This window comes from Synechococcus sp. Lug-A (assembly GCF_024345655.1).
Lineage (GTDB): Bacteria > Cyanobacteriota > Cyanobacteriia > PCC-6307 > Cyanobiaceae > MW101C3.
On record NZ_JAGQBN010000005.1, the window covers coordinates 17,732 to 38,332 of the forward strand.

Consider the following 20,601-nt stretch of genomic DNA (forward strand, 5'->3'; position numbering starts at 1 on the left):
CGCTGCCAAGCCTGCGCTCTCTGAAATGCCCCTGGCTACACCACGGGGGCTGAAGCTTTCAGGCCGGTGCCTTTCCAAGGTGGCCATCACCGCCGCCATGGAACTGCCTCCAAGCAGAGGGGTGGTGGTTAAACCGCATGTGGTGTGATTTAACGCGCTGCAGCTTCCAGCCGGAAGCACCTGAGAGCAGCTGCTGCTCCAAAGCGGCAGCCGCACCGACGGACAGGCCAACGGCTTGTCACATCACACCATCAAGCCTCATCGCAACGGCGCGCTGGCCTCACAACAACCAGCGAGGATCCTCAAGTGCGCTTGTTTCGGCCGATCGTCATGGGAACCGATGCCTCGGTTTCGGTCCCGCCGTCCATGGGCGCCGAGCAGCGGTCCTGGGTGGGGCTCGCCCTGGCGGCACTGATCGTGGTCGCCTGGCTGGCCAGCCTCTTGCTGCTGCTGCAGGTAGATCTCACTGCGCTGCTGGCCACGGGCCGCCCCACGGCAGCGCAGGAGCTGGCCCACTGGCGCCTGCCGCACACCTGGATCGCGGCGGCTGGGGTGGGCACCGAGATTCTGGTGCGCACCTTTCTGCAGACCGGGCTGTTCATCGTCGCCCACGACGCCATGCACGGCAGCCTGATACCGGCGCGCCCACGCTTGAACCACCGCCTGGGCCGTTTGGCGCTGACGCTCTACGCCTGCCTTCCCTACGGCGACTGCCTCAGGAAGCACCGCCAGCATCACCAGGCTCCCGGGAGCCCAGGCGATCCTGACTTCCACGACGGTATCCGTTCCCATCCTGTCAGTTGGTACCTGCACTTCATGCGGGGATACCTTTCAATGCCCCAGATTGTCAGCCTGGCGGCTGCCTGGATCTGTACTGCAGCAGTGATGCCATCAGCAGCTCCAGCAATTCAACTCAACATCGTTGTGTTCTGGGTCGTGCCATTGGTGCTCAGTTCTGTGCAGTTGTTTGTGTTCGGCACCTATCTTCCTCACCGCCACGGCCAGGCGGGTGATGGTGTCACTCACAGGGTGGAAAGCCTGCCGCTGCCTGCATTGATCTCCCTGGTGAGTTGTTATCACTTCGGCTTTCACTGGGAGCATCATCAACATCCAGAGGCCGCCTGGTACGAGCTGCCTCGCCTGCATCGCAGACACTGGTCGCACAACGGTCACCCACGGCTACAGGGTGAGTAATTTTACCTAGCACCTACGAGCAAAGTAGCCTCCGCCGCGTGCCTCTCAGTCGGATTTTTGATGTGTTAGGGTCTCAATAACACAAAGTCAATTCTGAAGAAAGGTGGAAGTGAGCCACTCCGGCTGGACGCCCGAGGAAAAAGAAGCAGCCCAGAAAGCAGTGGAGTTGGCCTATCAACGCGAAGTGGCTGCGTTGATCGCCACTCTCCAGAATCGCGTGGAGCAGGCAGCCAGTCCCAACGACGTGTGGAGCTTGCATGATTTTCTGAGTGCTAAACGTCACGAGATGGATGGCAAGTTTGACCTCAGAGATTCCTCCCTTATCTTCATGTTTGCCACCCTCGTGAAAGATGGGCTTCTCCATGTGGGTGAACTTGAAGGCATCGAGAAAGAAAAGCTCGTGAAGATCTCCGCCTTGGCCCGATTCTGAGCCCCTATGGCTACAGAGCCTGGCCTGGTTCCGGCAGCGGTCAGCTGGATCCGGGATCCCCGGCGGCCCCCAGAGCTCCAGCCACCACATGCCACTCGTGCAGGATCCAGCTCACGCTGCCGGCCTGAATGAGTGGATCGCTACGCACGATGGCTTCCGCTTCCTCCCAGCTACCCGCCTGGAACAGCAACATGCCTCCTGCCCCAGGTTGGCCTTTGCACTCCTGCCAATAGCCGGTGCTGGGGCAGTGGCCACGGACCTTCAGTTCCCGCACCCAGGCGAGATGCGCCTGAAGGTGCTGATCGAAATGGCGGCGATCCACCGTGCCCTCTTCCAGCTTCACAAACCAGCGCATGTCAACTCTGTGGTGGTGAGGCGAACAGGTAGCCCTGAAAATGGGTGACACCTTTCTGCCGCCAGTGGCTGAGCTGGCTCTGCGTTTCGATTCCTTCCATGATCACGCGGGTGGGATAGCCCACCTCAAAACTCAGCAGAAACTCCACCATGGCATTCACGCGCCGGTCGCAGGTGAGCCGGGCATAGTGCAGGTCCACCTTGATGAAGTCGGCCGGGTAGCGGAACAGATAGGAGAGGGCGGCATAGCCACAACCGAAGTCGTCGATCGCCACCCGCACCCCCAAGCGGCGGAGGCGGCAGAAGAAATCCAGCCACACAGACTCCTCACCCAACAACGCCGTTTCCGTGATTTCCATCACGATGGTCTGACGGACTGGGGCAGGGGCGGCCTCAAGGATGTCGAGGATTCCGTTGCGGTGCAGCTCCGATTGGATAGTGAGCGCAGAAAGGTTGGTGGCGATCAGCGGCAAAGACTGAGCCTCCGGCCCTGGCATACGCACCAGCCCCACCTCACCACGCTGCCGAGACTCAACCGGCAACTGGCACTCCCCCGTCAGGGGCACATCCTTGACGGCTTCAGCGCTGAAGGAGAGGGCCTTGCGCAACATGGAGCGATCGATCAGATGAATGGCCGACGTTCGCTCCAGAGAACGAATCAAATCCTGGAGCGGCACATCGGGGTGCTGATTCCTGGAGGGCGAGAAAAGCATTTCGCGATAGGCAATGCGCTGCTGATGGCCATCAAAAAGAATCACATTCTCCAACCTGTAATGGTGGTCAATGAAACTCTCTGCCAACTGCACAACTTTGAAATCCTGGCTGCTCTGGTATCGCAGCAAAGCGGGCTGCTCAGCAGCATCCGCATCCAGGAAAGCTGGCGGAAAGTGATGCTTCATCTGCCGATTCATGGAAATGAGATCCAGAATCTGTTCTGCGATGCGATCAGGCTTCAGCCACGTCAGGTTGGAATTCACATCCGCCCGGATGACCGCCTGGACGTTGTCGGTCGCCCGATCGATGATGGCCTGCACCTGCGCCACCAGCTCCTCCCGGGTGGCTGCCAGGTGGCGGTCCAGCGCTTCCGGCAGCGGCACCACCGCCACCAGGGCGAGCTCCTGGCTCCTGCACAGCAGCGCTGCCGGAAATGCGACGCTGAACCCTTCTTCCAGCAGCACCAGGGTGCGGTTCAAAGCCTCCAGACCGCTGGGCACAGAGCCGTCGAAGGCGCGAATCAGAGGGGAGAGCACCACCAGCAGGGGCAGGGGGTGGGCTTTCACCAGCGCGGGCAGCAGGGGCAGGGCATCGGCAAGATCCGAGCTGGGCTGCAGGGTGTGCGGCAGGCCCTTCGGCCGCGCGACACGGAAGGCACGCGGGGCTGTGAGCAGCCCCCGCCGCGTGCCGTGGGAGCTGCGGCGCAGGGATCTCAGACGCAACAGACCCACCACACCGAGCCCGAGGCAGAGGGTGAACCAGGGGACGAGCACATCCAGCCCATAGCCCACCAGCAACTGCCTCCAGGGGACGGTCTGTTGGAGGCGCCACGGCGCGGAGGACGGCTCAAGATCGCTGATCGGAAACACTGGGGCAGAGGAGATACGCAGCCCCTCAACCCCAGAGCCCAGCAGTGGCACCGCGTCGACCGCGACGGAAAGGTTGTCGCGGATCTTGCCGAAGGCGCCGCGAAGGTTCGGGTCGTCATCGTTGACCATCACCTGTCCGAAGTGGAAGAACCAGCCCTTTGGCGAGTTCTGCGCGCCTTGATCGAGCACACCCGCAACAGCTCCGATCGCAAACACGTGAGCATCCAGACAGATCCAGCCATAGGCGGTGGCAGGCTCGAAGCGACGGAGCGCGATCACCCTGCTGAGCTTCTGGGCAACGCACCGCTGCAACTCCTGACGGGCCGCCGGACCCATGGCCTCTCCCCCGGGGCCTGACAACGAATCGAACAGGATCCGGCCATCCGCATCGGCGATCAGCATGTTCTGGCCGCCTTGGAGAATCTCTGAACCGGCCAGCCTTTCCTTCAGGGCATCCGCCGGACCACCAGCAACAGCGGCGTTGATCTGATCGTTTCGGCCCCATTCCTTGGCCATGAGCTTGTGCCATTGCACGCGCAACTGCAACAGATTGCTTTCCGCATGCCAACTGCGTTGCGCCTGCTGTGCCTGGCCATCCATGAAAAGGATGGTGGACACCACCAACACACAGGCGCCGGTGGCAACAAGCCCGAAGGCATCGGTAGTGATCGTGCGGGAATCCTCCACGGACAATCCCGACCAGCCCTTGCTGATGCTGCCCAGGACATTGCCCAGAACGGTGTGCGCTCTGCTCAGGCTTCGAGGCACAGAGAGGAACAAGCGCTCCGCTGGGTGATGGGTTCAATTGTGCCCGAGAAACGTCCCAAAGCAAGCCAGAAGCCGTGGTTCTCCTGAATGAGAAAAAGCTAAACGCGGCACGCAAGCCTGCAGGCTTTCAGGTGCGAGGACGTTCAGGCAGAGGTGCACGTTCTGGGTGCCTCATCACCATGCAGCAGCAGGGAAGATCAGGATTCGACCATGAGGCGAGACAACGCCATCGTGCCATGCACAAGTGAGAATCATTAGCGCCGCACGCTACGCATTGACCACGCTTGATGCCGCCGGGGAGGAATGGCAACCCTGAGCCGAGGGATAGAACGGAGAGGGTGTCCGTCGATTTCGGTCTCATCTGGACTCTCTTAAACACTTTTGGGGTGTTGGGGTGCGATTTACCCCAACATTTACCCCATCATCAGTTTTCGTCCGTGAACTCGACGGAAGGAGCAGATCGATTGCCCTAGAGGGAATCTGGGCAATAACGCTACCCCAACATCCTTCACCCCGCCTCTGGACACCACCCAACCGCCACCTCCCGCCGAGCAACCCACTGAGGACACCGCTTGGTCAGGTGCTCACCCTGGGGAATCAGACCCTGATGGATGGGGCAGGTCAGCACCGTGACGCAGTGCCTGCCGACCTCGTAGCGGAAGTGCTGACAGGTGATGCAGACAGCACCAGAGCGGGCAGGGCGCAGGACATCGACATCCAAGTATTCCCACTCCTCAGCAGGGGTACCAGAGGCGGCAGGGAGAGCGGAGGGCATCGCAGGCGAGCAAGTACGCCTGTACTAGTCACGGAAAGGCGGCGAGGTCAAGGAGTCCATTGAGACCCTTGGCGCAGCAGTGGTCGCCAGCGTCGATGAACCCCCATACCCTTCAGACAGCGCCAGAAGACCCCGATGAAGCACCTGCTGGTCGCCACGGGCGTTCTCCTGCTCCCTACTGCCCTCCACGCTCAGGAACCCCAGATCAAGTGCCCTGGGGAGAACACCGTGGAGATGCGCTACTGCGCTGGTCTCTCCTGGGAGCAATCCACAGACCAGTTGAAGCGCAAGATCCCCAAGGCACTGCTCCAGCAGTGGCAGGAAGCGACACAAGCGGTGCCAGGCATTCAGAGTGGTCAAGAAAAAGTGTGTAGCGTAAAAGAAAGAATCAGGTCAATGACGAAGAAGAGTTGGTACGAGCGATTCTCAAAGATTGCCGCCAAGACATCAGGCAGGTCAGGGACATTCACCGTTGCCTGCGGAGTCGTCGGACTGTGGTTACTAAGTGGTCCATTATTTGATTACAGCGATACCTGGCAATTGGCAATCAATACCGCCACGACGATCATCACTTTTCTAATGGTATTCCTAATTCAGCACACCCAGAACAGGGATGCCGAAGCAGTGCAAATTAAATTAGACGAACTAATCCGGGCGACCAAGGGAGCGCATAATGCTCTTCTTAACTTGGAGGAACTAACCGAACAGCAACAGGATTACTTCAGAGACAAGTACGAGGCGCTGGCACTTGAGGCACAGAAGAGTTTGCTGCTGGGAAAGTCAGACACGGACAGTCCAGAATTGAGTGCATAGGAAGATGGAAGAACGGCAAGCGGTTTGATGGATCACCTGAACTGAGGATATCTCCAACTGGGTCTGGTCGCCCTGGTCTTTGGCGGTCTTCAAATCTGGTGGATCGGGAGCACCATCAGGAACGGGACCTGGCACGACCGCTGAGGGAGGGAGAGTTCAGGAAGTCGCTGGAACGGATCTGGGCGAAGGAGCAACGGTTGCAGTAGAGGCGCAATGGTTGCGCTGCTACTGCGAAGGACTACTTGCTGACCGCCTTCCAGATCCACCAAGCAACCACTGCCACCAAAACCCACGGAACTAGTGCCCGAAAGACCAGCAGCACCAGCAGAACCACCAGAGCAGAGACGGCAGTGCGCTTCGTGAGTGCCTTCGCCTCATCGGTCATGTAGCGCCAGCGAGGGATCAGGGACATCGGTTCAGGGATAGGAGACCCAGCAAACCCCTGTGCTGGGTTAGAGGCAAGGGCGGGAGGTCCGAAGAGGGATTCACAGGCACCACCCACGAGGTATGCACCCACTGCATAACGGGCAGAACGCTGCTCCAGCAGCGACACTGGGGGCAAGGCAACAAGCGCCAGTGACCGACTCAGCGACCTTCACAACCCCTGAAGCAGGCGACGAGGACCTGGGAGATCTGCTGCTGGAGGTGCTCCCCCCTGACGGAAGCACCATCGGGAACCTGTCCGCACGGGAGGCATTGAGTCGGGCAGCAGAGCGCCAGATCAGCGAAGAGGAATATTCAGCAGTCAAAGACCGCCTGGTGGGTCTGGGTCTGATCCTCAAGGGGCAGGGGCGTGGTGGATCCGTGCGCCTGGCAGAAGGCATCGAGGGCGGCAGTCGCTACGAGGCACCCTCAGCACCAGCAGTAGGCAACGGTCGTGGCAGAGCGAAGAAGGAAGCACCCGCCAAGGATTTCAAGGCAGTGCTCTGGGCAACTGCCGACAAACTTCGTGCCCAGATGGATGCGGCGGAATACAAGCATCTGGTTCTGGGTCTGATCTTCCTCAAATACATCTCAGACACCTTTGCCGAACATCGGGCGAAGGTGCTGGCGATGGTCAGCGACCCTGAATCTGACAACTACGTGGGCGATGATCCTGCGGAGCACCAGGCATCGCTGGAGGATCGTGACTACTACGTCCAGGAGAACGTGTTCTGGGTGCCTGCTGATGCTCGCTGGGAGTCGCTTCGGGCACGGGCAAAGCAACCTGACATAGGGCAACTGATTGATCGGGCACTGGTTGCCATCGAGAACGAGAACCCAACTTTGCGGGGCAAGTTGGATAAGCGGTTTGGTGCCGCCCAACTGGAACCTGGGCGTCTGGGTGAACTGGTAGATCTGATCTCAACCATTGGATTTGCTGACGAGCAGCGATCAGGTGATGTGTTGGGTGAGGTTTACGAATACTTTCTCGGTCAGTTCGCAAGCGCAGAAGGCAAGAAGGGCGGTCAGTTCTATACGCCTGCCCACGTCGTAGACACGCTAGTAGCAATTTTAGCGCCAAATAGCGGCAGGGTATATGACCCTTGCTGCGGGTCTGGCGGAATGTTTGTTCAAAGCGAAAAGTTTATCGAATTACATGGCGGTCGCAGAGATGATATATCAATCTATGGGCAAGAGAGCAATCACACCACGTGGAGATTAGCGGCAATGAATCTTGCAATCCATGGTTTCGCGGGCGATTTAGGTCAAGAACCAGCAGACACATTCGCAAGAGATCAGTTCCCCGATCTTAAATTTGAATACATCCTCGCCAATCCTCCCTTTAACATTTCGGACTGGGGCGGAGAGAAATACGAAGAAGACAAAAGATGGGTTCACGGTAGACCACCGATTGGGAACCCTAACTACGCATGGTTGCAGCACATACTCTGGAAACTGAAACCCAACGGGCAAGCGGCAGTCATATTGGCAAATGGATCTCTTAATTCTATAGAAGGAGGAGAGAACAAGATCAGAGAAAGCATGGTAAGGGCAGACGTCGTCGAAGCAGTACTCGCCCTACCAAGGCAACTTTTCCTAAACACTCAAATTCCTGTTTGCGTTTGGTTTCTCACAAAAGACAAGACAATCAACGGAAGAGATCGGCGCGGCGAAACGCTATTTATTGATGCCAAAGGCATGGGACAGATGATCTCAAACATTCAAAAGACACTAACAAGTGATGATATTAACAGAATTGCGGAAACAGTCAGGGCATGGAAAGCATCAGAGAATACCTATGTCGACGTGGAAGGGTTCTGCAAAAGTGCCACACTAAGCGACATCGCATCTCACGGTTTTCACCTTACACCTGGAAGATACGTAGGGAAGGATTGCATAGAGGAAGACGATCTGAATACCGAAGAAAAAGCGCTGAGCACAGTCGTTGCCTACAACGAAGCAAAAAGCAGGGTTGCGAACGCGAAGAAGAATATTGGCAATGAGTTGTGCAGAGTGGGACTCACAAGGGTTGCAAATCTACTGCGTTCTATTGACCCAGAAATTGTGCTAAGTGATGAATTTCTAGAAAGCACCACAAACACATTATTTAGGTCGTGGTTTGTCAATCATGATCCTATAAAACTCAAGCGAGAGAAACTTGACAGTGGACTTGACAAAGAACTCGACGACCTATTCCCAGAAGATTTTTGCAAAGACACAAAGATAGTCACACCAAGAGATTGGAGGGCAGTTCCACTCAGTGAGTTATTCACCTTTCAAGGGGGGTCTCAACCACCAGCAGCGGACTTCAGAGAAGAACTACTGGATGGATATGTTCGACTCCTCCAAATCCGCGATTTTGACAACGAGAATCACATTACATATGTGCCCAAGACAAGCAAGTTAAGGATGGTGAATGAAGACGACATACTAGTCGGAAGGTATGGATCAGGCAGTGGTGAATTCGGAAGGGACTCGCTTGGCAGACCACTGCGCGGTCTTAGTGGAGCAATTAACGTCGCCATCGTGAAGATAATCCCCAAAAAAGATGAAACAAGAGAGTTTGTCGCATCATTCATCAATTCTGGGACGTTTTACGATCTTATTCTTGGTGGCAGCGCAAGAACAGTTCAAGCGGGATTCAGAAAAGAAGACCTTGATTTGATCTATTTTGCCATTCCTGGCAATGAGTTGATGAACAGATTTGAGCAATTTGCAAGAGCAATATGGTCATACAGAAAGCACACCAAGTCGCTGAAGAAGAGAGCGAGCGATCTGTCAACCGACATTGTCGCAAATCTATCATCAGGGAAACTAAGTGAGAAGCATTTTACAGAATCACTGCAGAAAATTTTGGTAGAGATTATATGACAAAAATACTTGAAGACCATCTGGAGCAGCAGTGCCTTGAGTGGTTCAAGGAACTGGGATACGCCTATGCCTTTGCTCCAGATCTCGCACCTGATGGCACCACACCTGAACGCACCGACTTCAGGCAGGTCATCCTCACGGGTCGTCTGCGCTCAGCACTTCAACGCCTGAACCCAGAAGTGCCAGCGAGCACTATCGAGATGGCAGTGAACACGCTGTCAAACCCCAACGTGCCTGGTCTGCTGGCATCCAACCGTCAGTTCCACCGCTGGATGACCCAGGGTTTACCCATCACCTATATGAATGGGAACCAGCAGGTGGGCATCCGCCTCAAGGTCATCGGATTCGACGACCCCGCCTCCAACGACTGGTTGGTGGTGAACCAGTTGGCGATCCAGGGCACCAAGCACAACCGCCGCCCTGATGTGGTGGTCTACGTCAACGGTCTACCGCTAGCGGTGATCGAACTCAAGAACCCTGCTGATGAGAAGGCAGACATCTGGGCAGGGTTCAACCAACTCCAGACCTACAAGCAAGACATACCCGACCTGTTCACCCCCAATGTGCTGCTGGTGATCAGCGATGGCATCCAGGCACGGTTGGGGTCATTGAGTGCTGATCGCGAAAGGTTTCAGCGTTGGCGCACCATCGAAGGGGAGAACCACCTCGATCCGCTGGGTGCTCATCGAGACCTAGAGACCCTGGTGAGGGGCATCTTCGACAAGGGGCGACTGCTGGAGTTTGTTCGTCGTTTTTGTCTGTTTGAGGAAGACGGGCAAATCATCAAAAAGATCGCTGCCTACCACCAGTTCCACGCCGTCAGGGCAGCAGTGGAGCGAGTGGTGGAAGCAAGCAGACCTGATGGCGATAAAAAAGGTGGCGTCGTCTGGCACACCCAGGGCGCAGGCAAGAGCATCGAAATGGCGTGTCTGGCGGGCAAGTTGCTCACCGATCCACGCCTGGAGAACCCGACTCTGGTGATGGTCACCGACCGCCAAGACCTGGATGGGCAACTGTTCGGGGTGTTTGCTGGGGCAGGTGACCTGTTGGGCGAATCCCCCAAGCAGGCAGACAGTCGCCAAGAACTCAGGGAACTACTGAGCAACCGACCCAGCGGCGGCATCATCTTCACCACGATTCAGAAGTTCGCAACCGAACCTGATGAAGACAAGTTCCCTGCCCTGACCGAGCGCCACAACATCGTGGTGATCTGCGATGAGGCGCACCGCACCCAATACGGGTTCAAGGGTCGCTTCGACACCAAGACAGGGGAAATCAAATACGGGTTGGCAAAGGCGCTGCGGGATGCCCTGCCCCAGGCAACCTTCCTTGCTTTCACGGGAACGCCAATCTCCCAAGACGACCGTGACACTCAGGCGGTCTTCGGGCACTACGTCTCCGTCTACGACATTCAGCAGGCAGTGGAAGACGGTGCCACGGTGCCGATCTACTACGAATCCCGCCTGGCAAAACTGGCGCTGAAGGAACCGTTGCTGCCCCAGGTGGATGAGCAGGTGGATGACCTCTTCTCAGATGAAGACGACATCCCTGCTGCTGAGCGGGCAAAGAGCAGGTGGGCAGCATTGGAAGCACTGGTGGGTGCTGAACCACGTCTGAAGCAGGTGGCAGCAGATCTGGTTGCCCACTACGAGCAACGCTCACGCACCCAACCAGGCAAGGCGATGGTGGTGGCGATGAGCAGAGACATCTGTGCTCGCCTCTATGACGCCATCGTTGCTCTACGCCCTGACTGGCACGACGACGACCCGAAAAAAGGTGCCATCAAGGTGGTGATGACGGCATCGGCATCGGATGAGCAATACCTCCAACCGCACCACACCACCAAGCAGCAGAAGAAGGATCTGGAGAAACGGTTCAAGGATCCTGCCGACCCGCTCAAGATCGTGCTGGTGAGGGATATGTGGTTAACGGGGTTTGATGCTCCCTGTATGGCGACGATGTATGTGGATAAACCGATGAAGGGAGCAAACCTGGCGCAGGCGATTGCCCGTGTGAACAGGGTCTTCAAAGACAAACCAGGCGGTCTGGTGGTCGATTACATCGGCATCGCCCCCCAACTCAAAGAAGCACTGGCGACCTACACCGCATCGAAGGGCAAGGGTGCTCCAACGATTGATACAAGTGAGGCGCTGCGGATTCTCAAGGAGAAACTCCAGGTTGCCCGTGACCTGCTCCATCCCATTGACTGGAGTGGGTTCAAGGATCCCAAGACGGCAATGGCACTGCTACCCAACTGCCTGGATCACATCCTTGAACTACCAGAAGGCAAGAAGCGATATTGCGACACCGTGCTGGCAATGACGAAAGCGTTTGCCTTGTGCGGCACCCTGGATGAAGCGATGGCACTCAATGATGAGGTGACCTTCCTCCAGGCGATCCGAGCACCACTGATCAAGGGTGATGGAGTTGGCGGTGATGGGGTTCCCCCTAAAAATGTTGATTTTGAGTTGCGCCAACTGATGTCTCAGGCGTTGGTGGCAGATGGAATCACGGATGTCTTCAAGGTCGCAGGTCTACAAAAACCTGATCTCAGCATCCTGTCGGATCAGTTTCTGGCGGAGGTCAGCAAGATCCCCCAAAAGAACCTGGCGGTTGAACTGCTCCAGCGGTTGCTAAGGGAAGAGGTTCAGACCCGCTTCAAGACCAACGTGGTCAAGCAGAAGCGGTTCAGCGAACTGCTACAGGCATCTCTCAACAAATACGCCAACCGTTCCATCGAAGCAGCACAGGTGATCGAAGAACTGATTGCGATGGCAAAGCAGTTCCGTGATGAGGCAGAGAAAGTCGAGGCAATGGGATTGTCGGTTGCAGAGGTTGCCTTTTACGACGCCCTAGCGAATAACCAGTCAGCACACGATCTGATGGGAGATGAGGTGTTGATGAAAATGGCGAGGGAACTGGCAGAAAAACTCAGGGGCAACCTCAGCATCGACTGGCAATACAAGGAAAACGTTCGGGCACGACTACGAACGATGATCAAGGCACTACTGAAACGCTACAAGTATCCGCCTGACCAAGAGGCAGCAGCGATTGAGTTGGTGCTCCAACAGACCGAGATGATTTCTGAGGAGTGGTCTAGAGAGGATTTGGGCAGCAAGATCCATGATGTTGTTGCATCATATCTTTCATCATAGATATACACCCCAAAACGCTTCTTGCGTTACCGTCTCAACCCCGCACCAAATGATTGCGCAGAATAGCGACCAGTTGCCTGACGCCACAATGCCGCTAAAGTAGTATGGTCGTCATCAATGCTGACCAGTGAAATTTCACGATAACCTCGATAGCGAAATAGAGTCGCTTACCTGGGAAATCGCCGATAGAGACCCGAGAGAGTACAAATTTGGTTTCTATCACTATGGAGATCGAGCGGCAAGTCAAGGAGGGGGCACTGCCGTCTTTATGTGGTTTCCCACGGAAAGCGACAGGCAAGAGTTTCTTGTGTCATGCCTGCCGATGATGCATTCATCATGCGAGAGCGAGAGCGAATACGTTGCGCAGCAGTCACTCCTTTTCGAATCACTATCCAATCCCCCAGAAGACCAGGTTCCAGTTGCCTATAACAAGGCGATGAAGGGAGTTGCCCAGGTCGAATGGATTGGAACGTTCGACGAACTGCTCAATTCAGGTAGTGCATTCGCCCTAAAGATGCGAAGTGACTTTAGGGGCGAATGCGACACAATGCCCCAGAAGTCAGTGCCAATAGCAGAAGAAGAGGTTGAAGATTTTATTGAGTTCACCCAAACAGCAGGTATCTGACTCTGCGCAGCATCTACTCAGATTCCACTACCTCAAGCAAATCTTCAATCCCACAATCCAGCACCGTGACGATCTTGGATGCCAGATCCAGCGAGAGTGCTGATGCTGCCTTGTCGTCGGTTCTTGCCAGTCGGGCAACGGTGGTCGCTGCCACCCCTGCCTGAGTCGCTAACGAGTTCATGGTGATGGGTTTCTCACCCGCCTCGGCACGGCGCAGATTTGCCTTGGCGATTGCCTTGGCGAGCGTCAGACGAACCTGTTTTGGCATATAGACACCATACCTAGCGCACCTGCAGCAAGACAAGACGCTCTTGGCACCCGTTTCCTAGCATTAAACGCTAGGGTCTATGCATCAGGCATTCAAGACCCGTGAAATCCATCGCCGAAGTGCTGGCATCCATCCCCATCAAGGCAGACCGATTCCCGCATCTGGCGGATCTGAGCACTGACGCCATGCTGCTCAGGCGGTTGGAGATCGCAGAGCAGATCAAGCGACTGGAGGATGAGCGCAAGGAGATTGACGCCGAACTGGCGGGCACCTACTCCGATGCTGAACTGCGCTTTGGCGTTCAGTTCGGGGGAGGGTGGATCCTCAAGCAGTGTCAGCGCACTTCATGGATCTACGACCAGCAGACCCGTGATGCCATCAGGGCAATCCAGCAAGAGGCGCAGAGGCGAGGAAGCGCCATCCAACAGACGACTGCATATCTGCAGGCATCTTGCATGAGGCGCAAAGAACTGAGCAGGTGATCTTTCAGGTCTTGCGCCAGGCACTTGCTTTCGTGCTATGATCTGTGCATCAGGCGCAAGACCTCTAGTGACTGCTGCACCTTGCAAAGCATCCAGCGCCAAGTTCTCCCTTCGCCCCACTGCCGAAACACTGGCGGATCTCTCTCGCCCTATAGATCCTCGGCACCTCAAGACCAGGAAGCAGGGCACAGCGACCCTGACCTACTGCCCCTGGAACACGATTGCCCGCCACCTGCACCACCGTGCTCCTGGTTGGTGTTGGGAGGTCCAGTCAGTTCAGGAGGTCGGTGGTGCCGTTGTGGTCACAGGGCGTTTGACCATCCCTACCGCTGATGGAGACCTGCTCCACTACTCAGCGGTGGCATCGGAACCACTGGAGTCCAAGTCCCAGGCACCTGCTGCTGAGGTTGCGGCGTCCTCCTGCCTCAGAAGGGCGGCAGCATTGGCGGGTCTGGGTCTGGAGTTGTGGGGGTGAGGCGATGAGGTGGGCATTCCTGCTGGGTGGAGTGCTGCTACTGGCGGCACCCACTCACGCCGCTTCTGTCCTGTCCATTGGAGACGGAGACACCATCACCGTGACCGAGGGCAGCGGGCGCATCAAGGTTCGTCTTGCCTGCATTGATGCACCAGAGACCTCCCAATCCCCGTATGGGATGGAGGCGAGGAGAGCACTGCAGGGTCTGCTGCCCATCGGATCCCAGGTCACCCTCAGAACCAAGGCAACGGACCGCTATGGCAGGAGCGTTGCCGAGGTCCTCAACGGCAGCAGCAACATCAACCAGTCCATGGTGGGATCTGGCAATGCCTTCGTCTATTGGCAATACATCAGTGGGTGTGACCGTCAGACCTACTCCCGATTGGAGAACGATGCCCGTTTGAAGGGTGTTGGGGTATGGGGGGTGCCTGGTGGCATCCAGCGACCCTGGGACTACAGACGCACCAGGCGAGGAGGAAGCGGTGTGTCTTCAAGCAGTGGTGCCTCCAACAGCGGCAGGTACCGATGTAGCGAGATCGGATCCTGGAGCAAGGCGCAGGACCTGCTCAGGCAAGGACACGCTTACCTTGACCGTGATGGTGATGGGGAGGCGTGTGAGACGCTGAAATGACGATCAACATTGAATGGCAAGACCAGTTCGGTCGTTGACAGCACTACCAGAGCAAGCAGAACCAGGCGGATGCCTATCGGGTTGCTCAGCGTCGTGCAGAATCCACTGGGAAGCGCCATCGCCTGGTGGATAGCGATGGGCGCTTAATAGATCTCGTTGATGTCTAAAGAGTTTGATCCTGGATGGATTCAACTGCTCCGATCAATCCGCTCAAGACACTTGACCCCTCAATCATTTCACTGAAATCAGGGTTGCGAGTCATTTCGTTAAGTTGATCGGTGGTGATGGAGAATGTCTGCGGATTAGGGCAGTAATCAGGATGAGAAATCGTGACCTGCCATTGCTTTGTATTCATGTGATTCTTTTGATATTGGATACAGGTTTATGTTTTTATTGCCACCCAGCACAGGGCGAAGAGTGGCAAATGCTTAATATTCGGTTTGCAGGATATCTGTGTAGACAAAACGCTTCAGCGCCGTCTTGGCACGATATTTCCACCGATAGTCACTGGGAGTTGTTCCCATTGCAAACGAGTGGGTGCCTGACGGATATGTGCCTTTGATCTTGAGGTGACCACGATTGTTCGTCGTGATCACCTCTCCATCAATGGTGTAAGGGCGAAGCGTATTGACTACTTCCGAGAGAAATCCTTTGACTTCTTTCTTCAGGGCGGAAAGTAATCAGATATTATCCAATTACTTCGGTTTGATCGCCAAGGCGAAGCGCAAGCAAAGCGGGAAGATCGTCTTGATGCTCACTAAGTTGGTGGTGAAGACGCATACGGGCGATACTCTCCTCTTTAAGGGAACAACGCTGTTGCCATACACGCTGCTGCCATGCCTCCTTCTCTTCTCCTTTTTGGCGAGACAAGGAAGGAATACCCGTAAAGTGAACCGCATTCCGCTCATAGCGATCATCAAAGATGATCTGACGGTTCGTATACTCGCCATCGACATACCTCTGATTCCCTTCATCCCAATCCTGGTGAAGTTCGCTCAACCAGGTTTCGCTATAGATCTGAAGGTTCTTGTAATCAGGAATAATGCAAGGCAAGTCGCTCTCCCTGGAAGGTGACATACCAGGAGTCAGCAGAAAGGGGAGTGACTCCAGGGTATCTTGGACTTCTTTCAGAGTGAGGAAGGGCATACGAATCCACTTAATCGAAGAGATTACCTGGTAAGAGACAAAATAATATTCGGTTTCAGAGTCACAGGAACTACCATTGAAGTAGTGAGTGTGCTTGGGCAGTGAAGCAATAGTCATAATAAATACCTTTCGGGGTGAATGTTTATATGCTCAGTCGAGCGGGATGCAAGGAAGCATCTGAATGCTTCCTCAGATTTTCACAAGAGGACCCTTAGAAATCCTCTTTCTCGTAGCAGACCAAGGTGACGATCTCAACTCCTGCGTCAATCAGGACTTGACGAATGATACCCTCAGGGTCACCATTACAGGATGCCACAATAAGGTCAATATTGTATTCAGTTTTATCCATAGATGCCTCCAGGGCGTAAGTTTATGTGCGCTCTAAACCTGAGCAAGGTGCAGGGTTATTTCGACGGTTTTTCGTCTAACAAGACAACGGATTCTCCCTGTGCGTGGTTGCTGGAGTCGTTGTCGCTTGTGAGGTAATTATAGGGCAAGTGGCGGCATCCGTCAACCCCTTACGGGCAAATTCGTTGAGACGCACAGCGCCGCAAGGGGTCCACCTGATGCCGTTAAATGAGCACTGGGATCTGCTGGTCCCATACTGGTCTTGCGTAAGACCCATTGCACCGCAATGGTTCTGCTTTTTTCTGCCCTATTGCTCGTATCGCACTTCTAAGTGACACTCACCAAAACTCATAGTGTTACTCAGGTTTGGCGAGCATCTATCGTGATCCCATCTCAGTTTTGCCTCAGTCAATATCGTGATAGTTGCCCTGAGCATCTGTATATCCCCTGAATCTGCGCCCTTTTGATGGGTTGTAGTTGCGGGCGTATTGAACTCGACTGGTCTGCCCAGAAGCGTTGGTGAAGGTCTTGCCATCTCTGCTCACCCCGAACTGCTTCTTGGGTGCTGCTGCCGTTGACGCACCAGAGGCACCAGAAGCACCTCCACTGCTCTGGTTGCCACGCTCCGCCTTGAACTTCACTTCATCCCACTTCAACCCGTGGGATTTCCTCAGTTCGTTCGCTCTGCTCTTCGCCGCCTCAAACCCTTGAATGCCCCTGGCGAGCACCGCATTGGTGTCGGTGCGGAAGATGTAGAAGGAATGCTCCTCAGACACCGCCAAAGGGGTATCAGCAACCTGGAGCGCAGTGGGCAGGGTCTCTCGCTTGCGTGACCGCTTGATCGCCACCAACACTCTCTTTGCCGCTGCCTGGCGCTTGAGGAACTCCTCCACCATCAAGTCGTGATGCCTCATGACGCCCCCTTGCTGCTGCGCCCTTTTGGGGTCTTGGCGTATTCCTCACGAATCAGACCCAGCAGGAGCGTGTCGATGTCACGGAAGCGCCTGTTGACCTTCTGAACCTCCTTGAGCATCTCTGCCTCAACGGGGTGCAGGTGGATCCTGATGGTGCTCATCGACCCAACCTGCTAGTGGGTGCTCCAAAGACCGCCTGATGCTTTTCACGCAGCAGGGTCTTGTAGAGACCGCTGATATCCATTTTGTAGAGATCCATCAGATCCTCCATTTGCTGAAGCAGATATGGATGCTCTTTTTCTTTAAAACTTATTTGCTTTACTCTTGGGATTGATCTCATCTATGACTTTAAAATAGAATCTAAATCTATTTATTCATGATTTATCCTTGAGTTGAATCAAGAGTTTTCTTGTGGATGCAACCTAAGATCAACTTCAGGATCCTATTTTAAACGAGATTTAAATCCTGATTCATGATCTCACCTGGAGATTCTCGATTTGAATCAGGGATAAATACTTCAGGATTCAATCAAGGGATTCTATTGGTTGTCTTCTGGTGACTCATGAATCAAGTTTTGAGTGGATACTCTTTTTATTTCGTCTTGAGTTTCTTTTGGGTCTTTTTGAGTGGTCTTCAGGAGTTATCCAATGAATCAACTCAAGATCACTTGATGAAACCACTACAAGGTTTACTATACAGGATTCTTTAGAGTTTGTCAAGTGCCTTATGTTTATTTCGATTTCATGACTGAACCCATCTTGATCAAACCTCTACAAGGTTATTTATGCATTTCATGATTTACAGATTAGAAATTGAGTGCTATAATACGAAGGCAAGAAAGCAATACCTGATATGTCAAAAACCATAGAAGAATCATTCATTGAATACTTCTCGTCATCACTGCCGCTATTTCAGAAGAAATCTGTCGCCTACCAGTTTCAATGCCCTTATTGTCAAACCAGTGGTAAAAACGGCAAAGGGAAACCCTATGCGCCATCTGATGCCAAGGGATATCTGTATCCCTATGGCAATACCTGGAACTACAAGTGCCACAAGTGTGGTGAGCACCAGTCATTCGTGAAGTTCCTAGAGGCACAGTTCCCGCTGCTTCACTTTGAGTATGTGCGCCTTCGTGACCAGTTGGGAACAACTGGATTCCAGACCAACTGCCCGTCACTGTAGACCATGCTGAAGAAGCGGGGGATGCTCAGCGGGCAACCACCTGCGTTTCGCCCTGAAAGATTCCACCAGCATCATCAGCGCCCTGCAGTGCCCCCAGCAGCGCCTGGTGCTCCTGCAGCACCCAAGGTGACCAAGTTGCCGCCAATGCGCTCACCTCAGCAGCAGGCGGGTCATCAGTCACGCCTCAACCATTTGGTGAAGCAGCGTCAGCAGAGGAAGCGTAGGGAGGCAGGTGACTCTTGGTTGGATTGAACGACTCTGCGGATAATCCCAAGAGCAGATATGCATCCGAAAGACAGTCCAATATGCTTGACTTCTCAAGAAAAAAGAAGTATAATATGGACCATTGAGGAAACAATATCCTATGAAAAAAGCATCTGAACAACTGCTGCGACTCCCGCAAGTCAAATCCATTACAGGACTGTCCAAGTCCACCATTTATTCTCGTATCGATGAGGGCACCTTCCCTAAGCAGATCCCTATCGGTCCCCGCCTCGTGGTCTGGGTGGAATCAGACATTCAAAACTGGATTGCTGAGCAAGTCGCAGCAGCGAGGGGGTAATACCCCTCTTTTTTTATGTCTGCAATCCATTCCCCAAAAGCAGGTCTCCCCAGCGATTCATAAAGTCAATCCGCTCATCAAGAAACTGCGCTTTGTCATACGCCTGACGGACTTTCCCAGGTGGTTTATGTCCCATCTGCAGGTCAATGACATGAAAAGGCGTCTTCAGGATGTCCTGCCCATAGGTCAACGCCATGTGCCTGACCCCATGAGCAACCAGTTTCCCTTGATACCCCATCCGCTTGATGAGATGGTTGGGCGTCTCCAAGGCAATGTGCTCAGTGCCTTTGCCCCTGGGACTCTGAAAGATGTAGCGAGAGTGCCCAGTGATCGGTTTGAGGAACTCCAACACATCGATCAGCGGTTGCGAGAGAGGAATCAAGTGCTCCTGCCTCGTCGAATCCCGTCCCTTCATCCTCCTGGCAGGAATCGTCCAGATCCGCTGATGCCAATCCACCTCTGACCACTCACCAGGAACCACAGCGCCCACTCGCATGAAGGTCAGCAGCAGGACCTTCACGGAAGCAAGGGCAATCAGATCTCCGTTCCCCTTGTTGCTGGAGAGATCCACCAGGAACCCAGGCACATCGTTCCAATCCAGCGAGGGGTGACTCTTGGTGACATGCCCCGAGTGAGCGTGCCTGGAACTCCTGGCGGGATTGGGTTCTGGGATCCACTCGTGGTCGATGGCATACGAGAAAACCTGCCTGAGGACCCCAAAAACCTTGTCGGATTGGTTGCGTGCACCCCTTGCTTCGATGGTGCGCTTGAAATCCAGGCACTCACTACGGGTGATCGCCCTGATGGATCTCCTGCCGAACACAGGCAGGATCTGGTTCTGCAACTTGTTCTTGTAGTCCTTGAGCGTTGTGGCGGCGAGTTTGCTGCTGGTGCTCGCCAACCACTCATCTGCCGCCTTCTGGAAGGTCACAGCACCCGTGCGCTGGATGGTCTGGCGCTGCTCTGCCTTCAGTGCTCTGGGGTCTTCCCCCTGGCGGCGCAGCACATCCAATCGTGCTCGCTCTTCCCGTGCCTCCTTGAGCGTCCACTGCCCTGGACCCTTGCCGTAAGGACCGATTTGGTAATCCCGCAACTTGCCCTCCTTGCCAGGCGGGAAGCGATGACGCCACACGAAGTAGCGCCCACCATTGGGGTAGACCTCGACAAAGAGGGACTCACCAGCAGACACCCTGTATTTCTTCGACTGGGGTTGCAGTGCCCTGAGATCGCTGTCTGTGAAAGGCATTTAAGAAATACCCCAACACTCAAATCTTACCCCAACACGCAAGAGGTCATACCCCAACAAATCCCCCAACCAACTTTTTCGTCGACCCTGGTTTTAGGCGGATTCACCTGGACGACCGAACCACCTAAACCCCAGATACAGCAAAGGGTCTGGACGAACCAGACCCTTCTTGATCTTCCAAAAAGCGGAGAGGGTGGGATTCGAACCCACGGAAGGTTTCCCTTCAAACGATTTCGAGTCGTTCGCTTTCGACCACTCAGCCACCTCTCCAGGTGGTTCCAGGGAACCGATGGCCCTCCCCATGCCAACGAAGGCGCCGGAAGAGGCAGGGATCCAGGGAATGCAGAGCTGCCACT

At 54.9% G+C, this 20,601-nt stretch carries 17 protein-coding genes and 1 tRNA gene; 9 read left to right on the forward strand and 9 right to left on the reverse strand.

The window, feature by feature from the left end; genetic code table 11:
* Positions 1–366 precede the first annotated feature (366 nt).
* Both KBY86_RS05040 and KBY86_RS05045 read left to right on the forward strand, forming a co-directional pair.
* On the forward strand, positions 367–1,194 hold the full coding sequence (locus tag KBY86_RS05040; RefSeq protein ID WP_255140421.1) for a fatty acid desaturase: 828 nt from the start codon (positions 367–369) through the stop codon (positions 1,192–1,194).
* 109 nt (positions 1,195–1,303) lie between these two features.
* Positions 1,304–1,624, forward strand: coding sequence for a hypothetical protein (locus KBY86_RS05045; protein WP_255099888.1), 321 nt, complete (start codon positions 1,304–1,306; stop codon positions 1,622–1,624).
* A gap of 40 nt (positions 1,625–1,664) precedes the next feature.
* On the opposite strand, the gene KBY86_RS05050 is transcribed toward KBY86_RS05045, so the two are convergent.
* Together KBY86_RS05050 and KBY86_RS15220 are read right to left on the reverse strand one after the other, a co-directional pair.
* Complete coding sequence (locus KBY86_RS05050) at positions 1,665–1,979, reverse strand: YciI family protein (RefSeq protein ID WP_255140423.1); 315 nt, start codon at positions 1,977–1,979, stop codon at positions 1,665–1,667.
* 1 nt (position 1,980) lies between these two features.
* Positions 1,981–4,248 carry an EAL domain-containing protein gene (locus KBY86_RS15220; protein ID WP_255140424.1) on the reverse strand — a complete coding sequence of 756 codons (2,268 nt, stop codon included), beginning with the start codon at positions 4,246–4,248 and terminating at the stop codon, positions 1,981–1,983.
* A gap of 991 nt (positions 4,249–5,239) precedes the next feature.
* Between KBY86_RS15220 and KBY86_RS05065 the strand changes: the two genes are divergently transcribed.
* A complete protein-coding gene (locus tag KBY86_RS05065) occupies positions 5,240–5,917 on the forward strand; it encodes a low affinity iron permease family protein (RefSeq protein ID WP_255140427.1) in 678 nt (225 codons plus the stop codon).
* A 238-nt stretch (positions 5,918–6,155) separates the two neighbouring features.
* On the opposite strand, the gene KBY86_RS05070 is transcribed toward KBY86_RS05065, so the two are convergent.
* The gene (locus tag KBY86_RS05070; RefSeq protein ID WP_255140429.1) at positions 6,156–6,329 is read right to left on the reverse strand and encodes a hypothetical protein; all 174 of its coding nucleotides are present in this window, start codon (positions 6,327–6,329) and stop codon (positions 6,156–6,158) included.
* Positions 6,330–6,493: 164 nt separating this feature from the next.
* Here KBY86_RS05070 and KBY86_RS05075 point away from each other — a divergent pair, with 164 nt between their 5' ends.
* The 3 genes from KBY86_RS05075 to KBY86_RS05085 all read left to right on the forward strand — a co-directional run bounded on the left by KBY86_RS05075 (position 6,494) and on the right by KBY86_RS05085 (position 12,991).
* Positions 6,494–9,211, forward strand: a complete 2,718-nt coding sequence (locus KBY86_RS05075) for an N-6 DNA methylase (protein WP_255140431.1) — start codon at positions 6,494–6,496, stop codon at positions 9,209–9,211.
* Complete coding sequence (locus KBY86_RS05080; RefSeq protein ID WP_255140433.1) at positions 9,208–12,366, forward strand: type I restriction endonuclease subunit R; 3,159 nt, start codon at positions 9,208–9,210, stop codon at positions 12,364–12,366. Before KBY86_RS05075 ends, KBY86_RS05080 begins: the two co-directional genes overlap by 4 nt.
* A 127-nt stretch (positions 12,367–12,493) precedes the next feature.
* Complete coding sequence (locus tag KBY86_RS05085; protein WP_255140434.1) at positions 12,494–12,991, forward strand: hypothetical protein; 498 nt, start codon at positions 12,494–12,496, stop codon at positions 12,989–12,991.
* 13 nt (positions 12,992–13,004) lie between these two features.
* Here the strand turns inward: KBY86_RS05085 and KBY86_RS05090 are convergent, their stop codons facing one another.
* Positions 13,005–13,259: a helix-turn-helix transcriptional regulator gene (locus tag KBY86_RS05090; RefSeq protein WP_255140435.1), complete on the reverse strand. Its 255-nt coding sequence runs from the start codon at positions 13,257–13,259 to the stop codon at positions 13,005–13,007.
* 101 nt (positions 13,260–13,360) lie between these two features.
* Between KBY86_RS05090 and KBY86_RS05095 the strand changes: the two genes are divergently transcribed.
* Both KBY86_RS05095 and KBY86_RS05100 read left to right on the forward strand, forming a co-directional pair.
* Positions 13,361–13,741 carry a hypothetical protein gene (locus KBY86_RS05095; RefSeq protein ID WP_255140436.1) on the forward strand — a complete coding sequence of 127 codons (381 nt, stop codon included), beginning with the start codon at positions 13,361–13,363 and terminating at the stop codon, positions 13,739–13,741.
* 506 nt (positions 13,742–14,247) lie between these two features.
* Complete coding sequence (locus KBY86_RS05100) at positions 14,248–14,847, forward strand: thermonuclease family protein (RefSeq protein ID WP_255140437.1); 600 nt, start codon at positions 14,248–14,250, stop codon at positions 14,845–14,847.
* Positions 14,848–15,534: 687 nt separating this feature from the next.
* Here the strand turns inward: KBY86_RS05100 and KBY86_RS05105 are convergent.
* From KBY86_RS05105 to KBY86_RS05115, 3 genes are all read right to left on the reverse strand, one after another.
* Entirely contained in the window at positions 15,535–15,993 is a 459-nt protein-coding gene (locus KBY86_RS05105) for a hypothetical protein (protein ID WP_255140438.1), read from the reverse strand.
* A gap of 752 nt (positions 15,994–16,745) precedes the next feature.
* The gene (locus tag KBY86_RS05110; RefSeq protein ID WP_255140439.1) at positions 16,746–17,255 is read right to left on the reverse strand and encodes a hypothetical protein; all 510 of its coding nucleotides are present in this window, start codon (positions 17,253–17,255) and stop codon (positions 16,746–16,748) included.
* Positions 17,252–17,416, reverse strand: coding sequence for a hypothetical protein (locus tag KBY86_RS05115; RefSeq protein WP_255140441.1), 165 nt, complete (start codon positions 17,414–17,416; stop codon positions 17,252–17,254). The genes KBY86_RS05110 and KBY86_RS05115 overlap by 4 nt, the downstream gene beginning before the upstream one ends.
* A gap of 1,385 nt (positions 17,417–18,801) precedes the next feature.
* Between KBY86_RS05115 and KBY86_RS05120 the strand changes: the two genes are divergently transcribed.
* Positions 18,802–18,999: an AlpA family transcriptional regulator gene (locus tag KBY86_RS05120; RefSeq protein ID WP_255140443.1), complete on the forward strand. Its 198-nt coding sequence runs from the start codon at positions 18,802–18,804 to the stop codon at positions 18,997–18,999.
* Positions 19,000–19,012: 13 nt separating this feature from the next.
* Here KBY86_RS05120 and KBY86_RS05125 read toward each other — a convergent pair whose 3' ends face one another.
* Together KBY86_RS05125 and KBY86_RS05130 are read right to left on the reverse strand one after the other, a co-directional pair.
* A complete protein-coding gene (locus KBY86_RS05125) occupies positions 19,013–20,245 on the reverse strand; it encodes a site-specific integrase (RefSeq protein WP_255140444.1) in 1,233 nt (410 codons plus the stop codon).
* 185 nt (positions 20,246–20,430) lie between these two features.
* Positions 20,431–20,515 (reverse strand) — tRNA-Ser (locus tag KBY86_RS05130).
* Positions 20,516–20,601 lie beyond the last annotated feature (86 nt).